The following is an 11,542-nucleotide window of genomic DNA, read 5'->3' as shown; positions in this document are numbered from 1 at the left end:
CCCCGGGCCGGATCGTGCCGGTTTCTTGCCCGACCGGCTTGCTTGGAGTGCACTCCAAGGCCATAGCGTGGGGCCATGACGGTGATGCAGACCCCGCCGACGGCCACCGAGCACGCCACCCCCACCGACATCTGCTCCGCCCCACCCCGGCGCCATCCCCGCCCCGACGGCCAGGACCGCTACACGATCAGCGAGGTCGTCGCGTTCACCGGCCTGACCGCGCACACGCTGCGCTGGTACGAGCGGATCGGGCTGATGCCGCACGTCGACCGCTCGCACACCGGTCAGCGCCGCTACAGCAACCGCGACCTGGACTGGCTGGACTTCGTGACCAAGCTGCGGCTGACCGGCATGCCGGTGGCCGACATGGTCCGGTACGCGGAGCTGGTCAGGGAGGGCGACCACACGTTCGCGGAGCGCCGGCAGCTGCTGGAGTCGACCCGCAGGGACGTCCTGTCGCGGATCGCGGAGCTCCACGACACCCTCGGCGTGCTGGACCGGAAGATCAGCTTCTACGGGCAGGAGCGGTAACTACAGCTCGGCCAGCAGCTCGGCCTTCTTCGACGAGAACTCCTCGTCGGTGACCAGGCCCGCCTGATGCAGTTCCCCGAGGTGCCGGATCCGCTCGGCGATGTCCGCCGGGTCCCGCCGGGACACGGCCGGTGCCACCGGCACCGGCCCACGCGAGCGGACCGCGGCCAGGACCGCGGCGGCGAACGGCAGCGACTCGTGCACCGGCCCGTACCCCAGTCCGAAGACCACCGACGCCGGATCCTGGTCCGGCTGCGCGGACCGCCCCGAGCCCGGGTCGCGCGGCACCAGCCGCAGATGCCCCTCGAAGATCTCCGGTGACCGCCACTCCACCCCGCTCAGCTCGGCCACCGGAAAGCTCTGGTCGCCGGCCTTCCACTTCGCCGAGGAGGCCCCGGTCCAGGACCAGCGGAACTGCACGGACGTCCCGTCGAAGGACGCCTTCCCGTCGTACGCCTTGAACTGCAGCGGCGCCTCGGGCGCCGCCACCAGGTGCCGCTCGGCGGCCCCGGACTCGGTCAGCAGCCCCTTCAGCTCGTCGGCGTAGTACTCGGCGAGGGTCTCCCGCTCGGCCGGCAGCACCAGCCGGTAGGGGTCGGCGCCCTCCTTGAGCTGGCCGTCGGCCGCCTCCATCAGCGGATCGGCGCCGGGGCGCGGCTCCAGGCGCAGGACGACCGTGCCGCGTTTGCCCGGCTCCAGGGTCACGCCCTGGACCGCCGACAACGGAATCCGGCGCTCACCGAGCGCCTGGAACAGCTTCGGTGTCCGAATCCCCCGTTCGTAACGGATGAGCACGGAGTCGGACTCGAACTCCCAGACGGCATGAAACCCCGCCAGTACGTCACCCATGCGGCTCATCGTATGCGGCACGTGCTCCTCCGTCGCCACCCGCGCAGACCGCACTTCCTGCTGTTTCTACGCGCGTCCGGCCGTCGTCGCGCCGGACAGACCGGACCGGCACGCCTCGTTCTCCCGCGCGCACGTCACCGCGTCGTACGCACCCACGCCGATGTCCGCGAGGTTGCGCAGGCTGTCCGTGCCGGGCTGGAAGTACCCGCTGTGGCCCTGGGCGTCCCGGGCCGACAGCACCCGCGCCCCGAACGCCGAGGACACCGGGTCGGCACCGTGGCCGAGGCCGCCCAGCTCCAGGTAAGGGACGTCCTGCACCCAGTCGCTGGCGTCCCGCATGGCCCACACCCGGGCCGTGGTGCCCAGACGGGAGGCCTTGGTGACGCGCATGCCGGGGCTCGCGGCCACGGCTATGTCGGCGACCCGGCGGGGCATGCCGTGCGCGGCGACCCCGCAGACCACCGAGCCGTAGCTGTGACAGAACATCGACACCGGGGCCCGGCCGGGCAGGGCGCTCAGCAGCCTGTTCAGCCGTACCGCGCCCTCCTCGGCGCGCAGACCGGTGGCCGCGTCCACCCCGAGCCCGTCGGGGGAGGTGTAGTCGGCCCAGGCGATCACCGCCGTGCGGGTCGTGGGGTCGGCCGCGCGCTCGGCCGCGTACAGGGCCTTGGCCATGCCGACCGGGGCGCTGTACTTGCGGTACGTCCGCTGGAAGGTGAGCAGATCGGTGTCGACCCCGGGGACGACGACCGAGATCCGCTCGGCCTTGTCGAGGTTGCCGAACACCTCGGCGACCCGGCCCGAGCCCTCGGGGTCGAAGGCCAGGATGTGCCGGTCCGCATCCAGCAGGGACGCGTAGCGCTCCATCCGGCGGGCCGCGTCCTGCTGGCCCGCCGAGCTGAGCCGGCTGTCGTGCATGCGTCCGTGCTCGACCTTGCGGGCCTGGTCCAGCGCGATCCGGTTGGCCCGGTAGCGCAGGGAGACGGGGGCACCGTTCATGTTGCCGACCGCGAGCGGGTAACGGTGGGCGAGACGGTCGCGCTCGTGCGGGGTGAGCGAGGCGAAGAAGCGGGCGAGGCGGGCCGGGGCGGCCTCGGGGTCCGGCAGGTCCAGACCGTGGAGGCTGCCGTGCTCCCACTTGGTGAGCGAGGCCTGCAGCGCCGTCGACTCCCGGTGGCTGCGCAGGGCGGTCCAGCCGGTGGTCGCGAGCATCACGAACACGACGGCCAGCGCCAGCAGTGCGCGCCAGACGTTCAATTGCGGGGAGGTGCCGAAGGAAGTCACTGGGAGGACACACTAGGAGAACGAGAGGGTCTCGCGGTAACCGAGTGACAGGGATCACGTTTCGTCGGTTACCGAACACGGCCCCGGTGATCTGCGGTCGGTCCGCCCGCGATCCGCCGGTGATCTCAGGTGGTGCGCCAGTGCCCGGTGAGCGCCGAGCCCACCTGGTCGAGGTAGGACGCGGTGAGCGCGCGGATGGATTCCAGGCCGAAGTCCTCGCTCGTGCACCACTGCCGTTCGCTGACCCGGATCACCCCGCCGAACACGGCCACCGCCAGCCGGGGCCGCGGGTCGGTGTCCACGTCGACGCCCTCCCGCTCGGCCAGCATGCGCGCGAGGGTCTCCTCCGTCGCCGCCGACCGGCGCAGATGGGCGGCGAGCAGCGCGGGCGTGGACTCGATCGTCCGGTACATGCGCAGATACAGCTCGACCGGCACCACCGACTCGACGGTCTCGCGGATCGTGTCCCAGCCCTCCAGGAACGCCTGCCGCAGGGCCGTCATCGGCGTCTCGTGCGCAGGGCGCGCGCGCACGGCCGCCAGGAAGGCGGCCTCCGTCATCTTCTGCACCGCGAAGGCCACGTCCTCCTTGCCCGCGAAGTAACGGAAGAAGGTGCGCTGCGAGACGTCGACGGCCTCGGCGATCTCGTCGATGGTGGTCCGCTCGTAGCCCTGGCTGGTGAACAGTTCGAGAGCGGCCCGCAGCAGCGATTCCCGCGTACGCCGCTTCTTGCGCTCCCGCAGCGTCTCCATGGCCTCTCTCCCCTGTGTACGTCCGTCCGGCCGGCCCCTGAAGACTATGCGCCGATGTCGTGTCAGTAACCGACGAGTGAATCAGTTTGTCAAGTGTCAGTGGCTGTCACTAGCCTGAGCGGTATGACTAGTCAGACGACCGTCGACGCCACGGGGCCGGGGGACAAAGCACCCGCAACCCCGTCGGGGCCGCAGCCGGCCGCCGGCCTGCGCGGCCATCCGTGGCTCACCCTCATCACCGTCGCCGTAGGGGTCATGATGGTGGCCCTCGACGGCACCATCGTGGCCATCGCCAACCCGGCCATCCGTGACGACCTGAACGCGTCCTTCGCCGACGTGCAGTGGGTCTCGAACGCCTACTTCCTCGCCCTCGCGGTGACCCTGATCACCGCGGGCAAGCTCGGCGACCGCTTCGGTCACCGGCAGACCTTCCTCATCGGCGTGACCGGCTTCGCCGCCGCCTCCGGCGCCATCGGGCTGTCCGGCAGCATCACCGCGGTCATCGTCTTCCGGGTCTTCCAGGGCCTGTTCGGCGCGCTGCTGATGCCGGCCGCGCTCGGCGTGCTGCGGGCCACCTTCCCGGCCGAGAAGCTGAACATGGCCATCGGCGTATGGGGCATGGTGATCGGCGCGTCCACCGCGGGCGGCCCGATCCTCGGCGGTGTCCTCGTCGAACACGTCAACTGGCAGTCGGTGTTCTTCATCAACGTGCCGGTCGGTGTCCTCGCCCTGCTCCTCGGCACGCTGATCCTGCTCGACCACCGCGCCGAGAACGCCCCCCGCTCCTTCGACCTGCTCGGCATCGCCCTGCTGTCCGGTGCGATGTTCTGCCTGGTCTGGGCGCTCATCAAGGCCCCGACCTGGGGCTGGGGCGACGGCAGGACGTGGCTGTTCATCGCCGGGTCCGCGGTGCTCTTCGCCCTGTTCTCCTTCTGGGAGACGAAGGTCGCCGAACCGCTGATCCCGCTGGGCCTGTTCCGCTCGGTGGCGCTGTCGGCGGGTGTCGTCCTGATGGTCCTGATGGCCATCGCCTTCATGGGCGGCCTGTTCTTCGTGACGTTCTACCTGCAGAACGTCCACGGGATGAGTCCCGTCAAGGCCGGCGCGCACCTGCTGCCGCTCACCGGCATGATGATCATCGGCTCGCCGCTCGCCGGCACCGCGATCACCAAGCTCGGCCCGCGCATCCCGCTGGCCTTCGGCATGGCCGTGACCGCGGTCGCCCTGTACGGCATGTCGACGCTGGAGAGCGACACCGGCAGCGGTGTGATGTCCCTCTGGTTCGCCCTGCTCGGCCTCGGGCTCGCGCCGGTCATGGTCGGCGCCACCGAGGTCATCGTCGGCAACGCTCCCCTGGAGCTGTCCGGTGTGGCGGGCGGCCTCCAGCAGGCGGCCATGCAGATCGGCAGCAGCCTGGGTACGGCGGTGCTGGGTGCCGTGATGGCCTCCAGGGTCGACGGCGAACTGCCGGGCAACTGGGCCCGCGCGGGGCTGCCGAAGCTGACCCCCGACCAGCTGGACAAGGCCTCCGAGGCGGTCCAGGTCGGCGTGGCCCCGGTGGCGAAGGGCATGCCGGAACCGGTCGCCGCGAAGGTCACCGCGGTCGCCCACGACACCTTCATCTCCGGCATGAGCCTCGCGTCGCTGGTCGCGGCGGGCGTGGCGGTGGTCGCCGTCCTCGTCGCGCTGCTCACCAAGCGGGGCACGAACGCGGAGGCGGGCGCGGGCGTGGGCCACATCTGAGCGGAGTTCCCCTATCAGGGTGACTCCGCTAAAGATCCCTCGCACTCGGCCCGCGCCGCAGGTCACAGTGGGTCAAGTCCTCCGCAGGGCATGGGAGGACGGACGGGCCGCGGCGCGCGCTGCTGGAGGGGGGCAGCGCGCGCAGGTCTGTGCCGGCGGAACCGGGGTACCCGCAGTCCGAAGCCGAACTGTCCGCAGACCTCAGGGAGTTGATGATGGCAGGCTTCGGGCACGGAACGCGCGGGTACCCCCGGTCACGTGGCCGGACGTGGCGACGGACAGGGCCGGACCGTGCGACGCTCGCGATCATCGGCACGATCTGCGCGGTGGCCGGCTTCTTCGCACTGGGCATCGTGCTCGGTCCGGTGGCGATGTTCTGCGGTTGGCAGGCGATGGGCCGCAAGTGGTCGAACGACGGCAACGTCCCCGCCCTGGTGGCTCTGATCCTGGGTGCGATCGACACGCTGCTGGCCATCATCGCCCTGGCGGGCGCGGCGACCTGGGGCCACGGTCTCCTGTAGCCGACAGCCCCGCGCCGTCGAGCGGAGGGTGCGCTCGTGGCTGCGGCTGCGCGGTGGCTGACCGCGCAGCCGCCCACCCGTCCTCGGGGCGCTCGGCCAGGCGAGCCACCTCCGCCCGCAGCAGGCGGACCTCCTCGGTCAGGGCCGCGATCGCCTCCGTCTGGCGCCGCTCCTCCACGTCGTCCTTCTCGAAGCGCGAGATGAACCAGGCGGCGATGTTCGCTGTGACCACACCGAGCAGGGCGATCCCGGACAGCATCAGCCCGACCGCGATCATCCGCCCGAGCCCGGTGGTCGGCGCGTGATCCCCGTATCCCACGGTCGTCATCGTCGTGAACGACCACCACACCGCGTCACCCAGCGTGCGGATGTTCCCGTGCGGCGACTCCCGCTCCACGGACAGCACCGCCAGCGACCCGAACATCAGCAGGCCGATCACGGCCCCGACGACATACGTGGTCAGCCGGATCTGCGGAGCCATCCGGGCCCGCCGGCCCACCAGCATCAGCGTGGACACCAGGCGTAGCAGCCGCAGCGGTTGCAGCAGCGGCAGCACGACCGCGCACAGGTCGAGCCAGTGCCGTCGTACGAAGTCCTTCCGGCGCGGGGAGAGAGCCAGCCGGACCAGGTAGTCGACGGCGAACGCCCCCCACACCACCCATTCCACTGCCGTGCACACGGCCGTCAGGGAGCGGGCGGCGGAGGCCTCCACGATCGGCACGGCGTACGCCACCGCGAACGCCACGGCAAGCGCCAGCAGCGGCCGCTGCGTATACCGCTCCCACCGAGCCTGCGCCGAACTCTGCTCCATGCCCCGCATAGTAAAGAAACCGTAAGTTCCCCGCGCCCGAAGGGGCGCGGGGAACCGCGCGACCAGCCCCCATGGGCCCGCACCCGGCAACGAACCGGCAGCCTCCCCCCGGGTGGCCGTCCGGCCGAAGCCCAGCGCAGCGGCTACGCGTCGCCGCCCGCCACCCCCGGATCCGCCGCGGAGACGTCCAGCAGCCGGTACCGGTCGATGGCCTGCTTCAGCGCGGACCGGTCGACCTTCCCCTCGCGGGCCAGCTCGGTCAGTACCGCGACCACGATCGACTGCGCGTCGATGTGGAAGAAGCGGCGCGCGGCACCCCGGGTGTCGGCGAAGCCGAAGCCGTCCGCGCCGAGCGACTGGTAGGTTCCGGGCACCCAGCGCGCGATCTGGTCCGGAACCGACCGCATCCAGTCGGACACGGCCACGAACGGACCCTCGGCGCCGCTCAGCTTCCGCGTCACGTACGGCACCCGCTGCTCCTCCTCCGGATGCAGCAGGTTGTGCTCCTCGCACTCCACGGCCTCGCGGCGCAGCTCGTTCCAGGAGGTCGCGGACCACACGTCCGCCTTGACGTTCCACTCCTCGGCGAGGATCCGCTGGGCCTCCAGGGCCCACGGGACCGCCACGCCCGACGCCATGATCTGCGCCGGGACCGAGCCGCTCGTGCCCTCGCTCAGCTTGTGGACGCCCTTGACGATGCCCTCGACGTCCACGTCCGCCGGCTCGGCCGGGTGCTGGATGGGCTCGTTGTAGACGGTCAGGTAGTAGAAGACGTCCTCGCCGTGCGGGTGCTCGGGCGAGCCGCCGTACATCCGGCGCAGACCGTCCTGCACGATGTGCGCGATCTCGTACGCGTACGCCGGGTCGTAGGCCACGCAGGCCGGGTTGGTGGAGGCCAGCAGCTGGGAGTGGCCGTCGGCGTGCTGCAGGCCCTCACCGGTCAGGGTCGTACGGCCCGCGGTCGCACCCAGGACGAAACCGCGCGACAGCTGGTCGGCCATCTGCCAGAACTGGTCGCCGGTGCGCTGGAAACCGAACATCGAGTAGAAGACGTACACCGGGATCAGCGGCTCGCCGTGCGTGGCGTACGCCGAGCCCGCGGCGATCAGCGAGGCCGTGCAGCCCGCCTCGGAGATGCCGTCGTGCAGCATCTGGCCGGTCGGCGACTCCTTGTAGGCGAGCAGCAGGTCGCGGTCCACCGCCTCGTACTGCTGGCCGAGCGGGTTGTAGATCTTCGCACTCGGGAAGAAGGAGTCCATGCCGAAGGTGCGGTACTCGTCCGGCGCGATCAGTACGAACCGCCTGCCGATCTCCTTGTCCCGCATGAGGTCCTTCAGGAGGCGCACAAAGGCCATGGTCGTCGCGATGGACTGCTGACCCGTGCCCTTCTTCACGGTCGCGTACGCCTTGTCGTCCGGCAGGGCGAGCGGCTGGGAGCGGACCACTCGGGTCGGGACGTAACCGCCGAGGCCCTTGCGGCGGTCGTGCATGTACTGGATCTCCTCCGAGTTCCGGCCCGGGTGGTAGTACGGCGGCGCGCCGGACTCCAGCTCCTTGTCGGAGATCGGCAGGTGCAGCCGGTCGCGGAAGCGCTTGAGGTCGTCGACCGTCAGCTTCTTCATCTGGTGCGTGGCGTTGCGGCCCTCGAAGTTCGGGCCCAGCGTCCAGCCCTTGATCGTCTTGGCCAGGATGACCGTCGGCTGGCCCTTGTGCTCCTTGGCCGCCTTGAACGCCGCGTAGATCTTGCGGTGGTCGTGGCCGCCGCGGCCCAGGTGCAGGATCTGGTCGTCGGTCATGTTCTCGACCATCGCGCGCAGCCGGTGGTCGTCGCCGAAGAAGTGCTCGCGGATGTAGGCGCCGGTCTCGGTGGCGTACGTCTGGAACTGGCCGTCCGGCGTGATGTTCATCTTGTTGACGAGGATGCCGTCCCGGTCCTGCGCGAGCAGCGGGTCCCAGGTGCGGTCCCAGATCAGCTTGATCACGTTCCAGCCGGCGCCCCGGAAGATCGACTCCAGCTCCTGGATGATCTTGCCGTTGCCGCGCACCGGGCCGTCGAGGCGCTGGAGGTTGCAGTTGACCACGAAGGTCAGGTTGTCCAGGCCCTCCCGGGCCGCGATGGACAGCTGGCCCAGCGACTCCGGCTCGTCCATCTCGCCGTCGCCGAGGAACGCCCATACGTGCGACTTGGAGGTGTCCGCGATACCGCGCGCCTGCATGTAGCGGTTCATCCGCGCCTGGTAGATCGCGCCGAGCGGGCCGAGGCCCATGGAGACCGTCGGGAACTCCCAGAAGTCCGGCATCGACCGCGGGTGCGGGTAGCTGGACAGGCCGTTCGGGTACTTCGACTTCTCCTGGCGGAAGCCGTCCAGCTGCTCCTCGGTGAGCCGGTCGAGCAGGTACGCGCGCGCGTAGATGCCGGGGGAGGCGTGGCCCTGGAAGAAGACCTGGTCGCCGCCGTCGCCCTCGTCCTTGCCGCGGAAGAAGTGGTTGAAGCCGACGTCGTAGAGCGAGGCGGAGGAGGCGAAGGTGGCGATGTGGCCGCCGACGCCGATGCCCGGGCGCTGGGCGCGCGAGACCATCACGGCCGCGTTCCAGCGGGTCGCGTTCAGGATCCTGCGCTCGATCTCCTCGTTGCCCGGGAAGAACGGCTCGCTCTTGGTGGGGATCGTGTTGACGTAGTCCGTGCTGCGCATCTCGGGCACGGCCACCCGCTTCTCGCGGGCCCGCTCGATGAGGCGCAGCATGAGATAGCGGGCTCGCTCCCGCCCGCGCTCGTCGACGGCGGCGTCCAGGGAGTCGAGCCACTCCTGGGTTTCCTCGGGATCGAAGTCAGGAACCTGACTCGGAAGGCCGCCAATGATGATCGGGTTGCGATCGGATCCGGAAGCCACGCTGTTCCTTACCTGTCGGAGGGCCAGTTTCTGCCTGCCTACACCGTTCCCCATCGTGTACCTGGGGAAGGCGTACGTCACCTGCACCGGTCAAAACGCAACGATACGCCCGGGGTGTGACGTGCTTGGCAAAGTTGTTCGAGCGACGTAACACTGGATGATTCCGAACCGTACAAACCGGGCACATCGGTGTGATGTGGGTTCCGCGGAATCGGGATACGGTGCCAGGGGTTGGGGCGACACGGCCGGGATCGTCACCGTTTCGGCGGTCCCGAGGGCCGGGTACTTGCGCGATCCGCCCCGCCCGTGTGGACTACGGCCAATGCTTCGCGCACGCGCGTGGCTGAGATACTCACCAAGACATGATCAGGAGGCAACCCGTGAGCGCGACCGCGGACCACGCGGAGGAGCGGACGAACCCTGCCGCCAGGCTGGGGTTCCAGCCCGGGCAGGTGGTCCAGGAGATCGGCTACGACGACGACGTCGATCAGGAGCTCCGCGAGGCCATCGAGGAAACCATCGCAGGCGACCTCATGGACGAGGACTACGACGACGTGGCCGACGCCGTTGTGCTGTGGTTCCGTGACGACGACGGCGACCTGACGGATGCGCTGGTGGATGCCACCACGTACATCGAAGAGGGCGGCGCGATCCTGCTCCTCACGCCGAAGACCGGCCGTGCGGGGTATGTGGAGCCGAGCGACATCCAGGACGCCGCCACGACGGCCGGCCTGACCGCTTCGAAGAGCGTCAGCGTCGGCAAGGACTGGAGCGGCAGCCGGCTGGCGACGCCGAAGGCGGCCAAGTCCAAGAGGTGACCGTCCTCGTCCCCCGGACGGGCCGAGCAGGCCAGGCCCGTCCGGTGGATCCCGGTGCCCGCTGCGTAGGGTGGACCCGAGCGTTTGCGCGCTCCCACCCGAACAGCCCACCGAAGGGATGCAGGACGATGGCGATCCAGGTCGGCGACAAGGCGCCCGACTTCGAGCTGAAGGACAACCACGGCCGGACCGTGAGGCTCTCCGACTTCCACGGCGAGAAGAACGTGGTCCTGCTCTTCTACCCCTTCGCCTTCACCGGCGTGTGCACCGGCGAGCTGTGCGAGCTGCGCGACAACCTGCCGAAGTTCGCCGACCGCGACACCCAGCTGCTCGCCGTCTCCAACGACTCCATCCACACCCTGCGCGTCTTCGCCGAGCAGGAGGGCCTGGAATACCCCCTGCTGAGCGACTTCTGGCCGCACGGCAACGTCTCGCGCGCGTACGGCGTCTTCGACGAGGACAAGGGCTGCGCCGTCCGGGGCACCTTCATCATCGACAGGGAGGGCGTCGTGCGGTGGACCGTGGTCAACGGCCTGCCGGACGCCCGTGACCTGAACGACTACGTGCAGGCGCTCGACACCCTGTGACCGGCCCGCGGGCCGACACCTGTGAATCTTCGGCTCCAGGGTCTGCGGAGGGCGGGAACCCGTCACTAGGATCGGCACGTTGATCCCATATCCGAAGCACGACGGGGCTCCCCGCCCCTGAACACCACATGGAGGACCCGTGGGAGTCAGCCTCAGCAAGGGCGGCAACGTATCGCTGACGAAGGAGGCCCCGGGCCTGACCGCCGTCATCGTCGGCCTGGGGTGGGACGTGCGCACGACGACCGGCACGGACTTCGACCTCGACGCGAGCGCGCTGCTGCTGAACAACTCCGGCAAGGTCATCAGCGACCAGCACTTCGTCTTCTTCAACAACCTCAAGAGCCCCGACGGCTCGGTCGAGCACACCGGTGACAACCTCACCGGTGAGGGCGAGGGCGACGACGAGCAGATCAAGGTCGACCTGGCCGGCGTACCGGCCGACGTCGACAAGATCGTGTTCCCGGTGTCGATCTACGACGCCGAGAACCGCCAGCAGTCCTTCGGCCAGGTCCGCAACGCCTTCATCCGCGTCGTGAACCAGGCCGGCGGCCAGGAGATCGCTCGCTACGACCTGAGCGAGGACGCCTCCACCGAGACGGCCATGGTCTTCGGCGAGCTGTACCGGCACGGAGCGGAGTGGAAGTTCCGCGCCATCGGCCAGGGCTACGCCTCCGGGCTGCGCGGCATCGCGCAGGACTTCGGCGTCAACGTCTGATCCCGGCAGAGTCACGACCCCTGCACCATCCGGCGCCGCA

At 69.9% G+C, this 11,542-nt stretch carries 11 protein-coding genes; 6 read left to right on the top strand and 5 right to left on the bottom strand.

Translation table 11 applies throughout. The features are described 5' to 3' along the window. The first annotated feature begins 75 nt into the window (after positions 1 to 75). A complete protein-coding gene (locus S1361_RS13220; protein WP_208032054.1) occupies positions 76 to 531 on the top strand; it encodes a MerR family transcriptional regulator in 456 nt (151 codons plus the stop codon). Here the strand turns inward: S1361_RS13220 and S1361_RS13215 are convergent, their stop codons facing one another. The 3 genes from S1361_RS13215 to S1361_RS13205 all read right to left on the bottom strand — a co-directional run bounded on the left by S1361_RS13215 (position 532) and on the right by S1361_RS13205 (position 3,416). Next, the gene (locus S1361_RS13215; protein WP_208032053.1) at positions 532 to 1,380 is read right to left on the bottom strand and encodes a DUF4429 domain-containing protein; all 849 of its coding nucleotides are present in this window, start codon (positions 1,378 to 1,380) and stop codon (positions 532 to 534) included. Between the two features lie 66 nt (positions 1,381 to 1,446). Further along, positions 1,447 to 2,664 (bottom strand): alpha/beta hydrolase, encoded by a 1,218-nt coding sequence (locus S1361_RS13210; protein ID WP_208032052.1) that lies wholly within the window; start codon positions 2,662 to 2,664, stop codon positions 1,447 to 1,449. 125 nt (positions 2,665 to 2,789) lie between these two features. Continuing rightward, positions 2,790 to 3,416, bottom strand: a complete 627-nt coding sequence (locus S1361_RS13205) for a TetR family transcriptional regulator (RefSeq protein WP_208032051.1) — start codon at positions 3,414 to 3,416, stop codon at positions 2,790 to 2,792. A gap of 123 nt (positions 3,417 to 3,539) precedes the next feature. Between S1361_RS13205 and S1361_RS13200 the strand changes: the two genes are divergently transcribed. Next, the gene (locus tag S1361_RS13200) at positions 3,540 to 5,159 is read left to right on the top strand and encodes an MFS transporter (protein WP_208032050.1); all 1,620 of its coding nucleotides are present in this window, start codon (positions 3,540 to 3,542) and stop codon (positions 5,157 to 5,159) included. Between the two features lie 215 nt (positions 5,160 to 5,374). Beyond that, positions 5,375 to 5,680 (top strand): small hydrophobic protein, encoded by a 306-nt coding sequence (locus tag S1361_RS13195; protein ID WP_208032049.1) that lies wholly within the window; start codon positions 5,375 to 5,377, stop codon positions 5,678 to 5,680. Here S1361_RS13195 and S1361_RS13190 read toward each other — a convergent pair. Both S1361_RS13190 and aceE read right to left on the bottom strand, forming a co-directional pair. Next, positions 5,634 to 6,491 (bottom strand): potassium channel family protein, encoded by an 858-nt coding sequence (locus S1361_RS13190; protein ID WP_208032048.1) that lies wholly within the window; start codon positions 6,489 to 6,491, stop codon positions 5,634 to 5,636. The genes S1361_RS13195 and S1361_RS13190 overlap by 47 nt on opposite strands. 143 nt (positions 6,492 to 6,634) lie before the next feature. Next, positions 6,635 to 9,382, bottom strand: a complete 2,748-nt coding sequence (gene aceE / locus S1361_RS13185) for a pyruvate dehydrogenase (acetyl-transferring), homodimeric type (RefSeq protein WP_208032047.1) — start codon at positions 9,380 to 9,382, stop codon at positions 6,635 to 6,637. 380 nt (positions 9,383 to 9,762) lie between these two features. On the opposite strand from aceE, the gene S1361_RS13180 reads away from it, so the two are divergent. The 3 genes from S1361_RS13180 (at position 9,763) to S1361_RS13170 (ending at position 11,502) form a co-directional block, all read left to right on the top strand. After that, positions 9,763 to 10,200: a DUF3052 domain-containing protein gene (locus tag S1361_RS13180; RefSeq protein ID WP_030649446.1), complete on the top strand. Its 438-nt coding sequence runs from the start codon at positions 9,763 to 9,765 to the stop codon at positions 10,198 to 10,200. 128 nt (positions 10,201 to 10,328) lie between these two features. Beyond that, positions 10,329 to 10,787 (top strand): peroxiredoxin, encoded by a 459-nt coding sequence (locus S1361_RS13175; protein ID WP_208032046.1) that lies wholly within the window; start codon positions 10,329 to 10,331, stop codon positions 10,785 to 10,787. A gap of 139 nt (positions 10,788 to 10,926) precedes the next feature. Beyond that, positions 10,927 to 11,502, top strand: a complete 576-nt coding sequence (locus S1361_RS13170; protein WP_208032045.1) for a TerD family protein — start codon at positions 10,927 to 10,929, stop codon at positions 11,500 to 11,502. The last annotated feature ends 40 nt before the right edge of the window (positions 11,503 to 11,542 follow it).

This window comes from Streptomyces cyanogenus (assembly GCF_017526105.1).
GTDB classification, from domain to species: Bacteria; Actinomycetota; Actinomycetes; order Streptomycetales; family Streptomycetaceae; genus Streptomyces; species Streptomyces cyanogenus.
The sequence above is the reverse complement of the archived record's forward strand: the minus strand, read 5'-3'. Positions and strand labels throughout refer to the sequence as shown.

Coding starts and splice junctions, on each gene's coding strand:
- S1361_RS13220 (WP_208032054.1), top strand. CDS start 76: ATGACGGTGATGCAGACCCCGCCGACGGCCACCGAGCACGCCACCCCC.
- S1361_RS13215 (WP_208032053.1), bottom strand. CDS start 1,380: ATGGGTGACGTACTGGCGGGGTTTCATGCCGTCTGGGAGTTCGAGTCC.
- S1361_RS13205 (WP_208032051.1), bottom strand. CDS start 3,416: ATGGAGACGCTGCGGGAGCGCAAGAAGCGGCGTACGCGGGAATCGCTG.
- S1361_RS13200 (WP_208032050.1), top strand. CDS start 3,540: ATGACTAGTCAGACGACCGTCGACGCCACGGGGCCGGGGGACAAAGCA.
- S1361_RS13195 (WP_208032049.1), top strand. CDS start 5,375: ATGGCAGGCTTCGGGCACGGAACGCGCGGGTACCCCCGGTCACGTGGC.
- S1361_RS13190 (WP_208032048.1), bottom strand. CDS start 6,491: ATGGAGCAGAGTTCGGCGCAGGCTCGGTGGGAGCGGTATACGCAGCGG.
- S1361_RS13175 (WP_208032046.1), top strand. CDS start 10,329: ATGGCGATCCAGGTCGGCGACAAGGCGCCCGACTTCGAGCTGAAGGAC.